The sequence below is a fragment of the Chryseobacterium luteum genome, from assembly GCF_000737785.1.
GTDB classification, from domain to species: domain Bacteria; phylum Bacteroidota; class Bacteroidia; order Flavobacteriales; family Weeksellaceae; genus Chryseobacterium; species Chryseobacterium luteum.
In genome coordinates, this window is record NZ_JPRO01000024.1 from 1 (window position 1) to 19874 (window position 19874).

The 19874-nt window shown below is 33.8% G+C and carries 19 protein-coding genes and 1 tRNA gene; 15 read left to right on the forward strand and 5 right to left on the reverse strand.

The annotated features are described in order from the left end of the window. The 6 genes from IX38_RS23060 to IX38_RS19055 all read left to right on the forward strand — a co-directional run. Positions 1–1097: hypothetical protein (locus IX38_RS23060; protein WP_034707537.1), on the forward strand; the 1097-nt coding region annotated here is incomplete at its 5' end. A gap of 172 nt (positions 1098–1269) precedes the next feature. Beyond that, positions 1270–1911, forward strand: a complete 642-nt coding sequence (locus tag IX38_RS19035; RefSeq protein ID WP_034707538.1) for a hypothetical protein — start codon at positions 1270–1272, stop codon at positions 1909–1911. 403 nt (positions 1912–2314) lie between these two features. Beyond that, the gene (locus tag IX38_RS19040; protein WP_034707539.1) at positions 2315–3394 is read left to right on the forward strand and encodes a Shedu anti-phage system protein SduA domain-containing protein; all 1080 of its coding nucleotides are present in this window, start codon (positions 2315–2317) and stop codon (positions 3392–3394) included. A gap of 166 nt (positions 3395–3560) precedes the next feature. Next, a complete protein-coding gene (locus IX38_RS19045; RefSeq protein WP_034707540.1) occupies positions 3561–4529 on the forward strand; it encodes a thymidylate synthase in 969 nt (322 codons plus the stop codon). After that, positions 4522–5304 carry a hypothetical protein gene (locus IX38_RS19050; RefSeq protein ID WP_084680337.1) on the forward strand — a complete coding sequence of 261 codons (783 nt, stop codon included), beginning with the start codon at positions 4522–4524 and terminating at the stop codon, positions 5302–5304. Before IX38_RS19045 ends, IX38_RS19050 begins: the two co-directional genes overlap by 8 nt. A gap of 5 nt (positions 5305–5309) precedes the next feature. Next, positions 5310–6242, forward strand: coding sequence for an alpha-glutamyl/putrescinyl thymine pyrophosphorylase clade 3 protein (locus IX38_RS19055; RefSeq protein ID WP_034707541.1), 933 nt, complete (start codon positions 5310–5312; stop codon positions 6240–6242). On the opposite strand, the gene IX38_RS19060 is transcribed toward IX38_RS19055, so the two are convergent. From IX38_RS19060 to IX38_RS19075, 4 genes are all read right to left on the reverse strand, one after another. Next, positions 6232–7332 (reverse strand): ImmA/IrrE family metallo-endopeptidase, encoded by a 1101-nt coding sequence (locus IX38_RS19060; RefSeq protein ID WP_051884911.1) that lies wholly within the window; start codon positions 7330–7332, stop codon positions 6232–6234. The genes IX38_RS19055 and IX38_RS19060 overlap by 11 nt on opposite strands. Further along, the gene (locus tag IX38_RS19065) at positions 7304–7642 is read right to left on the reverse strand and encodes a hypothetical protein (protein ID WP_034707542.1); all 339 of its coding nucleotides are present in this window, start codon (positions 7640–7642) and stop codon (positions 7304–7306) included. The genes IX38_RS19060 and IX38_RS19065 overlap by 29 nt, the downstream gene beginning before the upstream one ends. Positions 7643–7774: 132 nt before the next feature. Then, entirely contained in the window at positions 7775–8995 is a 1221-nt protein-coding gene (locus tag IX38_RS19070; RefSeq protein ID WP_034707543.1) for a site-specific integrase, read from the reverse strand. A gap of 252 nt (positions 8996–9247) precedes the next feature. After that, positions 9248–9332, reverse strand: a tRNA-Ser gene (locus IX38_RS19075). 1037 nt (positions 9333–10369) lie between these two features. Between IX38_RS19075 and IX38_RS19085 the strand changes: the two genes are divergently transcribed. The 5 genes from IX38_RS19085 to IX38_RS19105 all read left to right on the forward strand — a co-directional run bounded on the left by IX38_RS19085 (position 10370) and on the right by IX38_RS19105 (position 14955). After that, positions 10370–10993, forward strand: a complete 624-nt coding sequence (locus tag IX38_RS19085; RefSeq protein ID WP_131368718.1) for a hypothetical protein — start codon at positions 10370–10372, stop codon at positions 10991–10993. Between the two features lie 226 nt (positions 10994–11219). Continuing rightward, positions 11220–12206: a C-type lectin domain-containing protein gene (locus IX38_RS19090; protein ID WP_034707546.1), complete on the forward strand. Its 987-nt coding sequence runs from the start codon at positions 11220–11222 to the stop codon at positions 12204–12206. A gap of 12 nt (positions 12207–12218) precedes the next feature. Next, positions 12219–13148, forward strand: a complete 930-nt coding sequence (locus IX38_RS22125; RefSeq protein ID WP_131368719.1) for a C-type lectin-like domain-containing protein — start codon at positions 12219–12221, stop codon at positions 13146–13148. A gap of 15 nt (positions 13149–13163) precedes the next feature. Next, positions 13164–14159, forward strand: coding sequence for a C-type lectin domain-containing protein (locus IX38_RS22130; RefSeq protein WP_051884915.1), 996 nt, complete (start codon positions 13164–13166; stop codon positions 14157–14159). Between the two features lie 466 nt (positions 14160–14625). Beyond that, complete coding sequence (locus IX38_RS19105) at positions 14626–14955, forward strand: hypothetical protein (protein ID WP_034707547.1); 330 nt, start codon at positions 14626–14628, stop codon at positions 14953–14955. Between the two features lie 75 nt (positions 14956–15030). Here the strand turns inward: IX38_RS19105 and IX38_RS19110 are convergent, their stop codons facing one another. Then, on the reverse strand, positions 15031–15489 hold the full coding sequence (locus tag IX38_RS19110; protein ID WP_034707548.1) for a MaoC family dehydratase: 459 nt from the start codon (positions 15487–15489) through the stop codon (positions 15031–15033). Positions 15490–16044: 555 nt separating this feature from the next. Between IX38_RS19110 and IX38_RS19115 the strand changes: the two genes are divergently transcribed. From IX38_RS19115 to IX38_RS19130, 4 genes are all read left to right on the forward strand, one after another. Beyond that, the gene (locus tag IX38_RS19115) at positions 16045–16236 is read left to right on the forward strand and encodes a cold-shock protein (protein ID WP_034707549.1); all 192 of its coding nucleotides are present in this window, start codon (positions 16045–16047) and stop codon (positions 16234–16236) included. Positions 16237–16515: 279 nt separating this feature from the next. Then, entirely contained in the window at positions 16516–17496 is a 981-nt protein-coding gene (locus IX38_RS19120; protein WP_034707550.1) for a S41 family peptidase, read from the forward strand. Positions 17497–17818: 322 nt separating this feature from the next. Then, positions 17819–18163, forward strand: coding sequence for a hypothetical protein (locus IX38_RS19125; protein ID WP_034707551.1), 345 nt, complete (start codon positions 17819–17821; stop codon positions 18161–18163). A gap of 231 nt (positions 18164–18394) precedes the next feature. Next, the gene (locus IX38_RS19130; RefSeq protein WP_034707552.1) at positions 18395–19870 is read left to right on the forward strand and encodes a hybrid sensor histidine kinase/response regulator; all 1476 of its coding nucleotides are present in this window, start codon (positions 18395–18397) and stop codon (positions 19868–19870) included. The last annotated feature ends 4 nt before the right edge of the window (positions 19871–19874 follow it).

A 19874-nucleotide genomic window follows, 5' to 3' on the forward strand; every position in this document is an offset into this window, starting at 1 on the left:
AAATACACGACCTATACCAGAAAATTACCTTCTGTTTTTTTGCCGAAAAAGAACTACGTAAAAAAGATGCCGATTTAAGCATAATGGCATCAGGAAGCGGAGCTATAACGACAAATAGTTTCAAGAAATTCTTCCCTGATGATTTTGGAACATTGGTCAAGTCATCTGTAGTCGTATTTCGGGAAATCAGGAATGGAATGACCATTATTTATCCTAAATTTCAAGAGCTGATCGCCAAACATTCTATTCCGATAATTAGCAAACTTATCATTCAGGAAAACAGCCAGAGCAAACGGATAGAAGAATTGTGTACCCTCCTGATTGATATTGTAACCCCAATTCCGTATTGCGATATTGTTGCCACCGGTGTTTTAATGGAAATAGCCCGAAAAAATGAAGTAAATCTTTTTTCAGAACTAGTGCAACAGCTTCTAAAAATTCCTCCACGCTTTGAAAAAGTAGAAGGTGGAACCAAAGTCCTAATGTATTCCGAAGGTGCAGGACATATCCAGATCAATTTTGAAGATGATATCGACGAGGGTGGTTTTATTGCTGATTTTCTTCCGTATGCAATACTGTCACAGATTGCCGCCTACCCTTTGGAATTATTGGACAATGAAGAATACTCAGTATATGCCTTTCATCTTTATCTAATGTATGAAGTTGGTTCCAACAAGGAATTTCTTCGCAGGGCGGATGTCCGTTCCTTGCAGAATATGAAACCATTAGAAAGTTTTGATTGGGAAGGCGTAGGACATTTAATTAGCGGACATGAAGGCATTATAGAGCCTATTGTTCAGTCTATTCAAAAATGTTTTCTTTCCATACCCGAAGAGATAAAACGGCTGTATGAAAGAGGATTTGAAGAGAACAATATCAATTTACTTTACCGGATATATCTCGCGTTAAGAACCATGACAAATTATACAGACTCTAGATTGGCAGAGATTGCGGAAGATTATGTAGAAAGATTTGATGAATATTTCAATGTTTTTATGGCTGATTTTATTTCAAAGGATATTGAAAACCCGGACGAGAGAGATAAATTGAGACTTAAACTTTTGAAATTAAGGTCGAAAGATCAAAATAATGAATAAGTAATCGAAATCAATAATTTGATAGTGAGATTCTATTTTGAGTGCCATTTTAATGTAAACACAAGTGACGCATTTTTTTAGAAAAATTTTAAATAATAATCATTTAGTAATCGTAACATAAAATATATTGGAATTAATATCTAACAATACTGGGAATTGGGAAATTTATAGAATGATCAATAGTGAAACATCTGAAGCTTTTATTGTTCGATTACCCAAAATGAATCTTGGTGGAACCAGAACAAAATTCTACATTAATAATTATGAAATAATAAAGAATATAGGTCTTCCAACGTTAAATACTGTCGAAGAGTTTGACTTTGGGAATCGTAAAGGAATAAAAACAGAAGATTTGAACTACCAAAAAGAGTTTATATATATTACACACAACAGTCTTTACAGTGACTCCAAAAAGATGGTAGATACTTTGAGTCAAAACTTTATTAAAATAGATAAAAACAAAAAATCTCCAGAATATGAAGAGTTCAGATATAGAAACAAGTTGAAAGAAATCACAAATTTTGAAAAATTTATAATAGCGGTAAAAAATGATCTGTCTATTGCAACGGAAAAAGATGTTTTAATTGAATTTGATTCATATTTTTTTGGAACCAGAAAAGATGCAGATATTTCGTGTCTTAATTATAAAATTGTTGATTTAGACAATATCTACACAAACACAGGAAAAACAAGACAAGAGCTCTTGGTTGATAATATCTCTGAATTTAAAAGAGCAATAAAAGGCTTTGTAAAGTATTTTGTAAATGTGTATAATCAATCTGAATACGAAAAGTATCTCGATAAGATGTTTTAAGAACGCAGTCAAGTTAGATACTCGCAAATGATGCAAGCATTTAGAAAGTTTCTTATGTATTATGCTAAACCGTAATCAGAAATAAGATGAATATAGCTCGCGCCTGTTTAGTATTTCCAAAAACTGCTTTTTCATAAAACCTTATAAATTTTTCATTATAAAAAAAGGAGAATCTACGAATTTGATTTTCATTTGTCTACTATTTAAGTTCTCGAGCAACTGATTGTTTGCCAAAAAAAACAAATTTTTATATAGCTTTAACAAAGCTAACAACATATTTAATTGAACCTACCACAATTCTCAAAAATCTATGGCTTTCATGTAAAAAATATAAATTTATCACTATTTATACCAGCAATTTTATTAGTTAGACACGTATCCTTAAAACATATAATAAATAATTATGAACCTCAGAGAAAAGGCTGATTACATCGAAAATCACGGATCTTTTGATGATCTAAATGATTTTATATTTGAACTCTATTCTAAAAATGACATAGAAGCCATAGATATTATTATACAACTTGCAACATCTAATTATGGTGGTGAAACTTACAAATCAGAATTACAGTATACTGCCTTAGCAGCTATATTACATTGGGGAGTAGTAGGTATACAAAAACTAGGAATTGTTGTGATGAGTAGTCCTTATTTTTCAGTAAAGAAGAATACAGTTGTTTTTTTAGCACATATTTCCAGCAAAAGTCTTGATCAATCAATATTAATTCAATCGAGATTAGATTGTGTAAAATTCGTAAATGTCTTTAATGACACACACAAAAGCAGCGATTTAGTTTTAGAATCTAGGAAAGTTATGATAGAAATCATAACAACACACAAAGGTGATATTCTTCCCATTGAATTTATTACAGCGCTACAATCTTACTATTGTGCAGAAGCACAAGAACATATATTTATTGCATTAATCTCAAGATGGTTTAAATTTAGCCGCTCAGGTCTCTCTCAATTTTATGATTTAATAAATTCTCCAGATATAAATAATGAAGCGACATTCCACAATTTTATAAAAAAAAATCCATTTCTACTCGAACCTTTCCACGCAAAAATATGGTCAAAACCCCGATTTGGCGAGGCTCTAGTTCCTGATTTTCTCGTACAAAGTATGGACAATAACTATACAGTAATAGAAATAGAACAGCCTGGTTTCTCTATTATGACGAGGGCAGGAGAGCTATCTGCACAGACTACCCATGCGAAAAGACAAGCTTTAGATTTCAGGAGTTGGGCAATCGATAATCGCTTATACGCAGATCAACAATTTAAAGGAATATACAGACCTTATTGTCTTGTTGTTATTGGAAGAGAAAGTGATTTAAATGAATTACAAGCTCGGAGGCTCCGCCAAGAAAATGAATCAACGCAAGGAGTACTTAGAATAGTTGGTTTTGATTGGTTATATAATAGGGCAAAAACTACACTAGAAAATATGCTAATCTCAGGGTTTGAGAAAAATGATGAATAACAAAAAAGCATTGGTAGACTAGATAGTAATCTATTAAATTTTTAAACCAGAATATTATCTGTTTAATTTATAACGAATGCACAATATGTAACTAAATTTTTAAAATCTAATTTATCATTTCACATTTTTTTTTAATTTTATTAAAACTAATTAATCATAATTCATAATGTACATAGAAGAAAATACGCTTGATGATATATTACATGAACTGCTACCTAAATTTCTAGATATAGAAAATTCAATTAATAATACCAAAGGAGATAATTATGAAAGGCTAGGAGTTTATATAAAGCTAATAAATCCGAGAGCAAGGGTAAGCGCTACTCAAACTAAAAATATTGCTATAAGCCCTATTGGTGAATTACTATGGTATCTCTCTGGTAGTAATGAGCTAGAGTTTATTAAATACTACCTTAATATTTATTCAAAATCTTCAGATGATGGAACAACTGTAAATGGAGCTTATGGACCTAGATTAATTTCTATGCATGGTTACATAAATCAAATTGAAAATGTTATTAAGTTATTAAAGGAAAGACCTAATACTAGAAGAGCTGTGATACAGATCTTTGATGCGAAAGACTTAATTAATATTGATTCAAAAGATATTCCTTGTACTATATCATTACAATTTTTAATTAGAGAGAAAAAATTACATCTTTTTGCCTCAATGAGATCCAATGATATTTTTTTAGGACTTCCACATGATATTTTTTGCTTTACAATGTTACAAGAAATTATTGCTTGTGAGCTAAATGTTGGATTGGGAGAATACAACCATTTTGTTTCTAGCTTGCATCTATATACTAAAAGTCTAGAATCAGCGAGAAATTATATTTCAGAAGGATTGCAGTCAACAAAATATGTCATGCCCGAAATGCCTTCACAAAACACTTTTAATAGTATTAAGCTATTATTAGAGTATGAAAAAGAAATACGAACAAATCCAAATTTTGACATTATGAATTTGCCTGAAGTGGATGATTATTGGAAGGACATGATTACTTTATTAAAAATTTATTCTTTAGATAAGAACAAAAATAAGTCAGAGATTAATAATATAAAATCTTTATTAAAAAATAGTTTATTTAAACAGTATATTGAAGAGAAATTTAATCTAAATACAGATGATTAAGATATTAGAAGAGATATTTAAAATATTAGAAGATGATGATGTCATTGATTTAGGTATTATAGAATGGAGTACACCCATACCTTATTTTGGCAATTTCAATAATGCGAAAATTGCCACAGTAGGTATTAATCCTAGTAATAGAGAATTTACTGACAGTAATAATGAGGTTCTAAAAAATAATAGGTTTCATACATTAGAATCACTAAACTTAAATAACTGGAAAGAAATCAGTGAAAATCATTTATCAAAAATATTGGATGCTTGTAATCAATATTTTGAAAACAACCCTTACAGTCAATGGTTTAACAAATTAGAATTTCTACTATCTGATACTTCTTATTCCTATTACTTTCCATTGAGTAATGTATGCCATTTGGATTTAATCCCATTTGCAACACTAAAAAAATGGTCAAACCTTTCTATAAAGAATCAAAAGAATCTTCTAAATAAATGTGCAGATATATTAGGAGATATTATAAACGAATCAAAACTTGAATATATAATATTAAACGGTACAACAGTAATCTCAACTTTTGAAAAGGTATCTAATATATCATTGGACAAAAACTTACAAGAAACTTGGCAACTAAACAGAATTAATGACTCCCATGTCTTAGGATATTCATTTACCGGAGCATTCAATAAAATAGGAAATGTGGAATTAAATAGAGAAATTAAGCTCATAGGGTTTAATCACAATATTCAAAGTAGTTTTGGTATCACAAAGGATGTAATGCTAAATATTAAGAATTGGATTAATACACAAATCAAATAGTAATTATGAAAAATACAGCACTTTATCGATCACTAGAAAATAAAATCAATACATATAATTCACAGAATAATAATATTTTATCTGGAATACTTGACCCTATTAAAAAAGATGTATTTATTAGACAGTTAATAGATAGTATTAGGAGAGTTAAGTATGTTGAAACAGTAAGCAGCAGAACAATATCCCCGGAAAGAGCTAACCCTCATAGTGATTTATTTGACCCTATTAAAGGAGCTTGCTATTTATTTCAACAAGGAAACTTTGACGAAGCTAACTGGTTAATATTTTTATCAAGTCATTTTGGAATTGACCCGATAAATGGATGGAAAATAACAAAAAATTTATACGGAAAGTTGGGAGAGGATGGGAATAATAGATGGTCATGGAGGGAGGTTACAAGTAATCCAAGCACATTTTTCAATTGGCTAGATATTAACTCATTACAAGTTAAGGGAGATGCGAAATTTGGAAATCATAGACGATATCAAAGTATATCTGCAACTAGTAATGCTGGAACAGGTGCTACGATATCGAGCTATATAAATTTAGTAGGAAATTCTCATTCTAGTTTTTTCTCTAATATTATTCAAGATTCTCCCTCTCCAAAAGTACTTTTCAATAGATTGTACAGGATTTATAAGGAAAATATTAAAGGATTTAGTAGATTGGGAACCTTTGATTTTCTATGTATGCTAGGAAAATCAGGAATCTTAAACATTGAACCAGACATACCTTATTTGAAAGGATCCTCAGGACCATTAACGGGAACTCAGATGCTTTATGATTTAAATCGACAACAAGCGGATGCTTCCACTTTAGAAAGTTATTTAGTTAATCTTGGAGAACATTTACAGCTAAGTTTTGGAATGCAAGTCTTAGAAGATGCATTATGTAATTGGCAAAAAAAACCTAGTCAGTATATCTATTTCAATGGTTAATATGAATTAAAGCTTCATTAATTTCTTCCCAAGTATATCTTTTTTTATAACCATTAAGATAACTTGGGCTTATTATTTTATAATGTTGCATTTGACCTACAATTATTCCTGGGGAAACACCAGCTCTCATAGCCAGTTCTAAGATTTTTCTTTTATCACTTTTTAACGTATACAATTCCTTTCGTAAATTAATATGAATTAGCATTTCAGCCGCAAATAAGTTCGCTTCTAATTCTTCATCAGCAACAAATTCCAAATTATTCTCTGATTCAATTCTTAACGATTTATGACTATGTAAAATCAAATGACCAGCTTCATGAAAAAATGTAAACCAAAACTGATCATCAGAAAGATATCTAAAGCTAAGTATAAGCAAAGCTTTATCTTCATCTATAAATTTTGTTGCTCCGCTTGCAGTACATTTTTGGGGTGTTGGAACAATCACAACAGCAACACCACAATCTTCACAATAACGTATTAGTTCTGGCAAGAATTGTTTTGGACTTTTTTTTCTGGTCAGAGGTTTTATTCTATCTTCTAGTGTCTCAATAAATAATTCCTTATCCCATTTTCTACATTTATAATTTCCTGCTAATATTTCAGCTCTTCTAATCCATGAAATTGTAGATAGGTTTTCAGAAATAAATGCACTTGATTTTCTAAATGAAACGGTGTTTAATAAGAAATCATATTTAACTTTAAAATCCTGAAAATTATCGACATTGAAAAAGTCTAAACAAGATTTGTAAATGTTATTCTTATTTTCTAGCCATCCAAACTTTAACATATCTTTGTAAGGCACCTGCTTTAACCAAACATCAATCTCATTTATATTTTCAAGTCCCTTTTTATACTGCTCTTCTCTCTTTAGCCAAAAACTCTTTGTTGAACCTAATACATTTTCTAATTTAGAAGCAAGATTTTCATCTATTGATAATTTCCCATTAAGTAATAATTCAATAGTATCTAAATCAATATTCATTTTGTGCGCAAAATCATTATTACTTACCTTTTTCTCGGATAATACATCTTTAATCGTACTTCCTGGAGGAGTTGCCCAATTAGGTGAAAATGGAAGTGTTTTGTTCATTATGAATCTCTGTTATTTTAATTCTAGTAATTTTAGTCCAATCTAATACTTCAGAAGTTTGAAGATTTAAATTATTAATGACAAAAATAAGTTTATATTTTTTACTGAGTTCTATTGTAAAATATACTTTTTTGTCTACCGAAAATTCTGTTGGATTTCCAAGTGGAATTTCGGACATGTTCTTGGCTGCCTCAAAATCTGATAATCTGTTTTTTAAACTTTGAATAATCTCTGGCTCCAAATAATTAATACCAGATTCATCATCCTCACAAATTTCACGTATTTTTTTATTTTGAAAAGAGATTATCAACTGTATACTAATTATTTAATCAAAAATACTAAATAAAAAACACTATATTCATACATATTTTACTTTTTTCGTGTGGTTTGGTCAGAATGGAGATTTTGGAGTTCTGAATATCTTAATTGCCGGTCATTTAAGCTATCTTTTACTATTAAATATATCCTTCAAAGCCACCATATCATCACTCACTTTCTTATCCAAAATCTTCGCATAGTGCTGTGTGGTTTTTATATTCGTGTGACCGAGCATTTTGCTTACACTTTCAATGGGTACTCCATTGGACAGTGTGATAGTAGTGGCGAATGTATGCCTTGCGATGTGAAATGTCAACTCTTTATTAATCCCACAGACGTTCACAATTTCTTTGAGATAGGAATTCATTTTTTGATTACTGAGTACGGGAAACAAGACATTTGAATTTACACATTCTGGGTGGTCTTCATATTTTAAAATCAGCTCCTGTGCTAAAGGTAATAACGGAACTCTGGTTGAGGTATCCGTTTTCTGACGATGCGTGAATATCCATTTGTCACCATCTATTCCAATATTGACGTTAGATTTAGACAATTTCTTTACATCAATATATGCGAAACCTGTATAACAACTAAAAAGAAAAATATCACGTACTTGGTTTAATCTGTCTGACGCAAATTCCTTTTCATAAATCGTCTGAATTTCTTCTTTAGTAAGATATGGTCGTTCAATAGCTTTAAGCTTTGCTTTGTAGCCTAGAAAAGGATCTTTGGAGAGCCAGCCATTCGCCAGGCATAACCGAATGATCTTTTTGAAATTTTTGATGTATTTTACTGCAGTATTGTTTGCACATTTACGAACACTACGAAGCCAAAAATCATAATCCATTATGAAAGCATGGTCGATCTTTGTAATGTCAATATCGGAAGTGTTATATTTCCAGATTAGGAATTCCTGCGTATGCTTTAACGATGTTTTATAACGCTCCAATGTTCCGGGGGCAAAATCCTGACCTACCAGTGCTTCTACTTTATTATTATGATCCTGAAAAATAGGAATGAGCATTCGGGTGGAAACATCGGTTCCAAGCAGTTTAGATTTTAAACTTTCTGATGTCACATCATGTTCCTCTTTCAGCATCAGGTAATGAGAATCGTAAACTTGTTGTTCCAAAGTTTTAAGATAGACATTAAGCGTTTTCGCCTCCTGAGAGTTGCCAACTGCTTTATGTGCTTTAACATCCCATTTCTGTGGGTCGATATACCTTTTAGCGGCAATGTCCGCTGCCTTGCCATCTATCGTGATTCTTAAGTAGATGGGAGCAGTTCCGTTTGTTCTGATTTTATTCTTTTTTATAAAGAATAACAGGTTGAATGTTTTGTTCATAGTGTGGTAACTTTAATTGTTAATAATTTACTTTTTGTTACCACTTTCTGCAAGATGTACAATCGTTAGACTGCCTATTAGTCGGGTTTCCCTGAATTTTTCGTGACCTATTTTCCAATTTTCAGGATGGGTCACGGAATAGGTCATATAAATCGTGACCTATTTTGATTTTTTTTGATTCTAGCGCAAAACAAAAAACGCTGTAAACATTGATGTTTACAGCGTTTTAGCTTATTTTAGTATCTCTACCAGCGGAGAGAGAGGGATTCGAACCCCCGGACCTGTTACAGTCAATAGTTTTCAAGACTATCGCAATCGACCACTCTGCCATCTCTCCTGAATAACGGCTATACCGTCGTTTTCAGTGGTGCAAATATAAAACGATTTTACATTTCTGCAAAACTTTTCTGTTAGAAATTTTAACAGGTCTTAATAAGGAGCTAAAAATCAATGGAATTATTTTTAGTTCAGTTGTTACACTTATATGGATCATATGATTAAAAACGAAAATGTATGACACTTTAAATATGGCTAAGACTCTAAACTTGCTAATTTGTATTTGAAGCACCAATGAAGAAATTGCCACGAATGCACGAATTTAAATTGTTGATGCCTTTTATTAAGTTCACCCTTGATTTTGTCATTAAAATATTCGTGCATTCGTGGCAAAAATATATTTGTCTAATGAAAGAATGGACACGAATACACAAATTTAAATTGTTGACGCTTTTTATTAAATTCACCCTTAATTTTGTCATTAAAATATTCGTGCATTCGGGCAAAAATATATTTGTCTAATGAAAGAATGGACACGAATACACGAATTTAAATTGTTGATGCTTTTTATTAAATTCACCCTTGATTTTGTGATGAAAATATTCGTGCATTCACGGCAAAAAAAAATATTTGTCCGTATTTGATTAATGAAAAAAATTGCCACGAATGCACGAATTTGAATCGTTGATGCCTTTTTAAATTAAGTTCACCCTTGATTTTGTCATAAAAATTAGTGAATTCGCGGCAAAATATTAGCCAAAAATAGAGAATTGCATTATTTTTTCAAATGCAAAAGCAGTTCATTTTAACTGCAAAAAAAAGCGTTAAATCGCGCTAAATGCCTGTAAGATTGTACTATACTTCTTAATTATCTGTTATTACATCTCTGTTGATCTTACTTCACATAACATCCTATGTAAATTTAATATATAATTGTGGTAGATATCGTGCAGGAGTAATTATTTCAATATGAATCCATTGTAATATATTCCGAAAATCTCACTTGTTCCTTTCTGTTATTAAATTAAACGATAACAATATGTTGTAGTTTCAGGACAAGTATTGTGGATATATTCTTCAAAATATAAAAACGCACACGTGAAGAAAAACAACCGATTTAACAGTGTAGCCAATAATGTCTTTTATGTAAAGACAATTTTGCTTCTGCTTTTCTTCGGTTTTGCTGTATCTGCATCTGCTTATCCGGTTAAGATTAAAAAAGATGATGCAGAAAATAAAACTTCAAAATCTCTTCCGGATTCTATTTCCCAACATTCTGATCATGGAACGACAAAAATTTATATATCAGGAGGTACTGTTTTTTATAATGTTCATGAACTCAAAGGAAATATAGAATTCATACAAAAAGAAAAACCTGCAAAATCAGAGATTGTAAAAATCTCAAAACGTATAAGGAAGACTGTAAAACGAAATCGTGTAAAGCTTAAAACAGAAGAAAAAAAATATACCGCTAATGCCCGGTTCATAACGCTTTCTTCTAAATCTGATGACTATATTTCCGGAAGTAATGGAAAAATTATAACAATATCAACTACCAATCCGAAACCCAGGATAGAGTTATTAAAGGTAGAATATCATTCTTACGTCTATATTCTTGCACAAGAAAAATGCATTTCCAGATATATGCCGTCTTTTACTCATGAAATTACTCATTGGGAAATGCACATTCGCCCTCCTCCGGTGATTTACCAATTCATTTAGAAGGATGTATTTGTAATTGTTAGAAGCTAAGATCATTTTATTCTGATACGGAAATAATTCCTAAAAGAGTAAAGCCCTTAAATCAGAATGAAAAACATATTCCCTCTCTGTTAAGGCTAAAATCTCTAAGAAAATTTAGAGTCATGGTTACGGGTGCTTATGTCAATTAAATACACTTTTAAATATTCTCAGTTTATCATCTACTATTAACTAAAATGACTTAAAAATGATACAAAAAATTCTATTAACGGCTCCTCTTTTAGCTGTTGCAATGTTTTCATACGGGCAATCTGGAAAAGGAGTTGGGATTATAAAAGCAGGTACGGTGTCTCCGGCTAATTTTCCTGATCCTTCATCTATTTTGGATGTTCGGTCAGGAGATAAGGGTTTTCTTGCACCCAGAGTTGCATTGACTTCCCTTACAAGTGCCGCACCGGTTACCACCATAGTTGGCAACAATCTTAAAACGGGGCTTTTGGTCTATAATTCTACAGATAATGTAGATTTAGATAAAGGGTACTACTACTGGAACGGTGTGCAATGGCTTCCCTGGAAAAAGGATTCAAATTCTATCCAAAGCTCTGTGGCATTAGGAATTAGCACAACAACACTTGGGTATCTGCCACAGGGAAGTGGAGCTACTGCGCCGGCTACCTTTACTTACGGAACTATAAAAGGCACCAAAGTGGGATGCTACAAATTTACATCAGGCAATAATCACTCTTTTTGTGGCTATGATCTGAAGGATAATGCAACAAACACTGCTACAGGTGTAAACTGGCCAACGTCTTTTGCGATTGCCAAAAGTATAAATGGTTATCTGGCTACAGCTACAAGTAACGCAGAATGGACCTTTATAAAAGATAATCTTCTTCCTGCTACTTTTGCTTCACAAAACCAAGATAATGTTTGGTTGGGATTTAATAAAGTTACCTATCCCGGTAATCCCAAACAGTTTACCTGGATCACAGGAGAGAAGTCTATGGTAGCTTGGGAGCGGGCAGGCATAGCGGCTTCTCCTTATCTGGCCAATGCAAGCTTTGAATTTAACTTTGATGTCAACCAGCCGGATGATGCGGGTGGAGCAGAAGGGTGCGTGCATGTGGTTCCTACATCGCAAAGCGCCAATAGAGTATGGAATGATGCCGGGTGTACGAGCACTACAATTTTTTCTAAACCCGCGTCTTTCCTCATCGTAGAATTTCAAAATTAAACACTACAAATTATGAAAATTTTTTATCTAGCTATATGTGCTTTGGCTCTCAGTATACATGGACATGCCCAGGTTTATATGAATGTGACACCGGGGCAGGAAAAACCATCTGCGATACTGCAGGTAGACTCTTCCACTAAAGGAGTTTCTCTACCTAATGTGGCCTTAACGTCCACTGGTGACAACACAACTGTTACCTCGCCAAAAGAAGGCTTACTGGTATATAATACCAATACTTCAGCTGATGTAAAACCAGGGTATTACTACAGGTATAATAATGCCTGGCAGCCTATGGGGAAGATTACAGATATCTACATTTTTCAGCAAAAGATAGACCAGGAGGTATTGGGATATGTACCGGACAATACAGGAATTACGCTTGATAATTCAGCAGGAAGTGTTGGAAGCAGCGTTGGAACCTGGAATAAAGCGGGTTGTGTTAAATGGGATGTTACCGCAGGAGGTAACGGCCATACTTATTGTACCTACAAACGTGGCGCTACTTCTACCACTTGGGAGGATGCCTTCACATTTGCTAAAGAAAGAGGAGGTTATCTGGTGACCATCACATCTGATGCGGAAAGAAACTGGCTGCAGACTAATGTTATCACTCCCAAATCTTTAGCCGCAAACATCTGGCTGGGCTATAATAAATACCAGAGCCGCTACATTCCACTGGCCGGAAATAATAATGATGCCCCTTTTGCAACGTATCGATACAAATGGATTACCGGAGAAAAATGGGTGGTAAACTGGGAAGCCCCTGCCGGAGCGGTAGTGCAAAGTAATTTTGCTACGGGGGAACCTAGTATAGTCGCTTCCAACGGTTGTGCTTATATAATGTCATCAGCAACCAATGCAGCCAGACAATGGAATGACAATAATGGTGCATCTATTTCAGGTGCTAATGATCTGATTGTTGAATTTCAAGATACCTATTAAAAAAAACAGAACATTATGAAAAAATCAATATATATATCAATACTGGCATTTGCCTGTGCTACAAATATAACATTTGGTCAGGTTGGAATAGGTACACCAAGCCCTGATCCTTCTACTGTATTAGATGTGGTAGCTTCTGATAAGGGTTTTCTGGCCCCGCAGATAGCTTTGGCTTCTCTGGCAGATGCTTCAACTATAAATGCGCCGGAAGAAGGAATGTTGGTGTACAATACAACAGATAATGCATTGTTAGATCCCGGGTATTACTTCTGGGACGGTACCACCTGGCAGCCAACAGGGCTTGGATCCAGAACTAATATCGTGTCAGATGGTGTTATACCTGCTATTCTTGGATACACCCCGGATGGTATACACCCCGGAACCGGCTCGACGACCACAGTAGATGGAGTACTGTTTACGAACAGGGGATGTACACGATGGACAGCTGCAGGAGGTAATAATCATTGGTATTGTGCTTATACCAGCGGTGCGAATGGTGCTACTACTGCCGGAGGTGTTAATTGGGGTACTGCCTTCAATGTAGGCAAGCAATTAAAAGGCTATCTGGTAACGATCACTTCTAATGCGGAACTGGCTTTCATTACAACCAATATTTTAAACAGTACCAATGGTGGATACGGAAATTTCAGCAATAATATATGGATAGGAAACAGTAAAGCTATCAATATGTCTTTTGCCCCGGCCAACCAGCCGGCCCCAGGGATTCCCATCGAGTTTTTATGGATTACAGGTGAAGAATCCAAATATAACTGGAGCAATACAACCACTGTACAACAGAATTTTGCTAATAATACAGGTATTCAGAATGAGCCCAATAACTTAGGGAATAATGAAGGCTGTACTCATATCTGGCCTAACCACAGCAGTTTCCCTGTTGCATTAAGACGTCTTTGGAATGATGCTCCCTGTACAGTTACCAGCTTCTGGCCGGGAAATTTAACGGCTGAACAAAGAGCTATGAACCAGCTGGTTATAGAGTTTAACCAATAATATTTAAACAGAAGATTTCTAATAAAAGTATTCCTAATGTCTACGAATGACAAGGCATAGTCATATTTCATTTGAATTAATTATTTCTTCAACCGGGTAGATTAGTCATTCACTTTTCATAATTTTTGTTTTAATTTGCTCTGGTTGAAGAATTTTCATGGTAAATCTGTTTAAACTTATATTTTATATAGTTGGCCAATCGAAAAGGCGAAAATATTTTATTCGATATTATTTATTAAAAAACATACATATTATTGAATAAATAAGGGAGAAATGCCAAAGCTCGAGGTGATTAACAGGTATAAAATGCCCAAAACAACTTATATAAATGGATAGAAAATAGGGTAACCCTGGAAAACCAATAAGTATCTATCCCAACAAAACTATTAACTATTAAAACAACTCATTCAATAACATCTATTTGAAATGGCTTGATAACGAAAAAGCAAATTAAAATTAAAAGAGAATGGAAAAATTGGAACCTGACTATAAGCGTATTTATTCTGATATCATCAGTACAAAATGCCCTGATGAGAAAGAAGAATTTCAGGATTTATTAAATAAATCAAATTTAACCGTATTTGATATAATAGAACTCAACCGGAAGATTTTTGGTTTGAATACGGATAAATCAACAGAGACATTCAATCAGAAGCATCGTTCCTACGGGAAGTCTGATATTTTAAAGATGTTGGATTATCAGAAAGCGTATAAACTTAACAATTCCCAACTGGCAAAGCATTTCAATTTAAGCAGAAATTCGGTGACTAAATGGAAGAAGATGTTTATTATGTAATTTAATGTTTAACTCAGCATGTAAAATATGGCAGTACAATAAACAAAAGAACTTTTTATATGAAGCTTAGGTTTGCTAATGGAAATGGTAAAGAAAGATGACATCACCAATATAAGCGGGTTTTTCCTGTCCTTTGATGATTAGTTTAGCTTCTATTACTGCCTTAACCGTTCCTCTGAGATTGGTAATCAGCTTTACGGTGGCCTGAAGCTGTACCTCACTGTTTACAGGAACAGCTTGTCCAAATCTGAAGTTTTCAATTCCATAATTAATTTCCATCTTAACATTTCTTACTTCAGCAATCTGTTTCCATAGGTAGGGGATAAGGGATAACGTTAAGTAGCCATGTGCTATGGTTGATTCAAAAGGCCCCTGTTTTAAAGCTTTTTCTTCGTCCACATGGATCCACTGGTAATCCAATGTTGCAGCTGCAAATTTATTTATCTGAAGCTGATCTATCCTGTGCCAGTTAGATACTCCTATCACTTTTCCTTCATAGGATTTGTATTCTTCAAAACTGTTAATAATTATCATTTTTGCCTTATATTAGTCTAAATTCACACAACCTTTCAGGTTAAATAATTGGATAAAAGACAATTTCCACCTGTTGGAAAACGGAAAATAAATTATAAAATTATGAAGAATTTAATAATTATAAGAATTAAACGAAATAAAAATGACAGATGTGTTGATCAACCGTAAAGTAGTGCTGACACACAGATAAAATAGGTTATCGGCTTTATTATTTAAGACTAAATAACGGCTGGAAAAATAATAAATGTAAAAAAGTTTTGTATTTCAATAAATTAAGTCTACATTTGTAAAATAATCAGGCTCCTGCCGATGCTTCTTCTGAAACTTTTGAGTTTACTCTTCTTTCTCAGTCTTCGCTTTTTCAGCCGCTAATTTTGTTATCCAATATATCAGGTGAAGTACCTTTTTTAAAATTGAATATTTTCAATACCCTAAAAAATTTCCAACATCATTTTTGTTTACAAATCGATTTATTATTATTCTGATGATTGTGTCAGTATAGTAATGGCAAAAGCCAAAAAAAATTTTAATACAATAATTTTATAATATAATACAATGCAACAAGGAACAGTAAAATTCTTCAATGACGCCAAAGGTTTTGGTTTTATTACACCATCAAACGGCGGTCAGGATGTTTTCGTACATACATCAGGTTTAATCAATGATATTCGCGAAAACGACACTGTGACATTCGATTTAGAAAACGGTAAAAAAGGCATTAACGCAGTTAATGTACGTGTAGTATAAATTAAGAAGAAAGACTCAAATCTTTCTCTATGTTAAAAAAAGCAGCAGGTGGACAGTAATGTTACCTGCTGTTTTTCGTATATAACTTTCCAAACCCGAAACCAATAATTCCTTTGCTCGAAAGGAATTTTGTATTTAAACCATATAATTAAAAAGAGATGAATTTCATAAATGGGTTAACTCTATAAGATGTTTTTTACCGGAGATCTCCATCAGATCCAATATTTCGGATTTATTCACCTGGAAAAAAGATTATCTTTACCACCTTAATGAATAACAATGAAACGATTTTGCTTTCTGATTACTGGTTTTCTTATCTTTAGTCACATCTATACTCAGGCACAGACAGACAGTGTAAAGAACTATGTAATCAGTGCTCTTGATCTTATGAAAGCTAAATCTGTCAATAAACACCGTATCAACTGGGATTCGCTGTATACAGATTCCCGTAAAAAGGCTGAAAATCTTCATACGGTAAGAGATACCTATCCGTTAATTAAAAATATCCTAGGAACCCTCAAGGACGCACATTCCAATTTCTTTCCACCCGAAATGGTTCAGGCCTATACACTTGGTTATAGAGCTACGGGCCAGGCATTTCCGGTTATTGAAGCAAAAATGACTGAAAATCAGTTGGCTTATATCAATATTCCAGGCATTGCCTGTTATCATTTCGCAGAATGGGATGAGTTCGTCAACACCTTTTACCAGAAAATTGAAGAGCTGAACTCTCATAACCCCAAAGGTTGGATACTTGACCTCAGAGATAATGGCGGTGGAATGTTTTACCCGATGCTGGCAGCTATGTCACCAATGCTGGACAGACAAAAAGCTATTGGAACTGTAGATGCGGAAGGTGAATACTCGTTTTTTAAATATGATTCGGATGGAAACCTCTTTGAGGGTAAGCAGCTTGTTCATTATTTTAATGTTAAAAAAGCTCCTCAGCGGATTACGAAACCTATTGTAGTGATGGTTAGCAGGAAAACGTCAAGTTCAGGTGAATTTTGTACTGTTGCATTTGCCGGCCAAAAAAACACAACGGTTATCGGCCGGAATACGATGGGACTAACCTCCGGAAATCAGGAATATAAACTTTCTGACGGAGCATTTCTTGTTTTAACAACCGGAAATATAGTAGACCGGACTAAAAAAGAATATTCTGAAGTAGGACAGGGGTTTTCTCCCCAGGTTCAACTGAAAGACCTCTCAGATGCAGGATATATGAAAGCAGCATATGATATATTATTAAAGAAATAATAAGTTATTAGGTCAATAAAGTTTTAACGGCCCGGTCTTTAATCAATTGTCTGAAAGAAAAATCAGGCTCACACATTTCCATTTCGTCCTGTTTAATGCATATTTCATAAAAACCATTGGTGTTTTCCGTTTAAATGTTTTGTTATATACAGGAATTCAAATACTTATTGTGGGTTAGGAGAAGTCATATGAAGGCCGACAAAAGGAAAAAGCAAAGAAACTATCAAAAAATGACGGCAGATAAATCCTGCCAACGTCTTAAAAACATGATAAGAAATTAGCTTAAACCTGGTGTTTGTATTCTAAAAACAGAATGTAAAATATGAGTAAAAAAGACAAATACGGACTGAAATTCCTAAAATTAACTACAGATGGAAATGTCGGTTATAACTGCATCCGGAAAGACGGAATTGTTGATAAAAATAACCTGCTCCAGTTTTTAAGTTATTTGAATATATCCCTTACTGAGTTCCTTTTAAAAGAAATAAATGATTACATACACAATACAAAGGCTCCCGATTATACACCTTATGATTCAATGGTATTGGAGCATATGGACCTGAAGATTCATTATCCGGAATTTATAATTGATGATCAGCCCGATACGTTTCCATTGGCGGATATCAGAGATTTATTACAGGAATGGCTGGTATTTTTAAAATCTTAGAACTTTTTTAAAATCAATGACATATGAATTCACTGTCATTTAACTGACAGGTTGTGCGTTTTTCCCGGTATAATAAATTTTCGGTAATATTTTTTTTAAAAATTGATTTATAAGCATATATGTGTGGTATGTAGGCGTAAAATGATGAAAAAAATAAATGTTTTTCGAAATTTTGTGAGTATTTTTGGAGGTACTTAAATATAAAATAAACCCCAAGTACTGATTCATCTTATGATCTTAATTGTTGATGATAACCAAAACAATCTCTATTCATTAAAAAAACTGCTGGAATCTAAAGATTTTCAGGTAGATACAGCCAATTCCGGAGAGGAAGCATTAGGAAAAGCAATAAAAAATAATTATGCACTGATTATTTTAGATGTGCAAATGCCGGGAATGGACGGATTCGAGGTAGCAGAAACATTAGCGGATTACAGCAAAACAAAAGAAGTACCCATTATATTTTTATCCGCAGTAAATACCGAAAAGAAATTTATAACCCGCGGATATGCCTCAGGAGGAAAAGACTATGTCACAAAACCCGTAGATCCTGAAATTCTTTTGCTGAAAGTCAAAACATTTTACAGTCTTCAGGAGAAGAATCTTGCCATGAAGAAGACCCAGCAGAGTTTGGAGCTGGAGGTGAAAGGCAGACGGGAATCGCAGGTGACCATGAAGTCACAGATCGACCATTTCCAATTGATGCTCGAATCGCTGCCGCAGATTGCATTTACACTCAATGAAGACGGAAATATAGAATTTGTCAACTGCAAATGGTATCAGTATTCAGATACAGATGCGGATTTTCCCGAAGTTCATCCCGATGATTTTAATATCAGAGAAGAATTTGAACGCTGCAGAAAAAGAAATAAAGCGCTGGAACTGGAAGTAAGAATAAAGAAAGTGGATTCCGGAGATTACAGATATCACCTCTTACGGATAACTCCGGTGACCGACGGAAATGTAGTGAAAAACTGGGTAGGAACCTTTACCGATATCGACGACCAGAAAAAAGTAGAAAAAGAAAAAGACGAATTCCTGAGTATCGCCAGCCACGAACTGAAGACGCCTTTAACAAGTATAAAAGCTTATGTCCAGCTGCTGGACCGTAAGCTGAAACTAGATAAGCAAAGTGCCGAAGCAGGCTTTATGGGCAAGGTTCAGGATCAGATAGAAAAACTCAATACCCTGATTACCGATCTGCTGGACGTTTCGAAAATAGAAAACGGTAAGCTTAAAATCAACAGAAAGCCAACCAGTCTTGAAAACGTGATCAGCAATGCCGTTGAAACCATCATCCAGACACATGATGAGAATAATGTCAAGATAAAGCGGCACGGTATAAAGCCGGATGTCCTGATTCCGTTGGATGAAATACGCATAGAGCAGGTTCTGATTAATTTCCTGACCAACGCTATTAAATATTCTCCGAAAAACAACCAGATTATCGTCACCACCTTTGTAGACGAAGAAAAGCAGGAAGTAAAAGTAAGTGTCACTGACTTCGGAATAGGAATTCCCGATTTTAAACAGGATGCTGTTTTTCGCAAATTTTACCGTGTAGAAGAATCTTCGCTTCAGTTTCAGGGGATGGGAATCGGTCTGTTTATCTGTTCGGAAATCATCAAACAGCACCACGGAACCATTGGAGTTTCCAGCAAAATAGAAGAAGGTTCTACCTTCTATTTCACCTTACCTTTAAATTAATCCC

Bases quoted from the DNA above. Each gene is read 5' to 3' on its own strand.
- IX38_RS19035 (WP_034707538.1), top strand. From the start codon at position 1,270: ATGATCAATAGTGAAACATCTGAAGCTTTTATTGTTCGATTACCCAAA.
- IX38_RS19040 (WP_034707539.1), top strand. From the start codon at position 2,315: ATGAACCTCAGAGAAAAGGCTGATTACATCGAAAATCACGGATCTTTT.
- IX38_RS19045 (WP_034707540.1), top strand. From the start codon at position 3,561: ATGTACATAGAAGAAAATACGCTTGATGATATATTACATGAACTGCTA.
- IX38_RS19050 (WP_084680337.1), top strand. From the start codon at position 4,522: ATGATTAAGATATTAGAAGAGATATTTAAAATATTAGAAGATGATGAT.
- IX38_RS19055 (WP_034707541.1), top strand. From the start codon at position 5,310: ATGAAAAATACAGCACTTTATCGATCACTAGAAAATAAAATCAATACA.
- IX38_RS19060 (WP_051884911.1), bottom strand. From the start codon at position 7,332: ATGAACAAAACACTTCCATTTTCACCTAATTGGGCAACTCCTCCAGGA.
- IX38_RS19070 (WP_034707543.1), bottom strand. From the start codon at position 8,995: ATGAACAAAACATTCAACCTGTTATTCTTTATAAAAAAGAATAAAATC.
- IX38_RS19090 (WP_034707546.1), top strand. From the start codon at position 11,220: ATGATACAAAAAATTCTATTAACGGCTCCTCTTTTAGCTGTTGCAATG.
- IX38_RS22125 (WP_131368719.1), top strand. From the start codon at position 12,219: ATGAAAATTTTTTATCTAGCTATATGTGCTTTGGCTCTCAGTATACAT.
- IX38_RS22130 (WP_051884915.1), top strand. From the start codon at position 13,164: ATGAAAAAATCAATATATATATCAATACTGGCATTTGCCTGTGCTACA.
- IX38_RS19105 (WP_034707547.1), top strand. From the start codon at position 14,626: ATGGAAAAATTGGAACCTGACTATAAGCGTATTTATTCTGATATCATC.
- IX38_RS19110 (WP_034707548.1), bottom strand. From the start codon at position 15,489: ATGATAATTATTAACAGTTTTGAAGAATACAAATCCTATGAAGGAAAA.
- IX38_RS19115 (WP_034707549.1), top strand. From the start codon at position 16,045: ATGCAACAAGGAACAGTAAAATTCTTCAATGACGCCAAAGGTTTTGGT.
- IX38_RS19120 (WP_034707550.1), top strand. From the start codon at position 16,516: ATGAAACGATTTTGCTTTCTGATTACTGGTTTTCTTATCTTTAGTCAC.
- IX38_RS19125 (WP_034707551.1), top strand. From the start codon at position 17,819: ATGAGTAAAAAAGACAAATACGGACTGAAATTCCTAAAATTAACTACA.
- IX38_RS19130 (WP_034707552.1), top strand. From the start codon at position 18,395: ATGATCTTAATTGTTGATGATAACCAAAACAATCTCTATTCATTAAAA.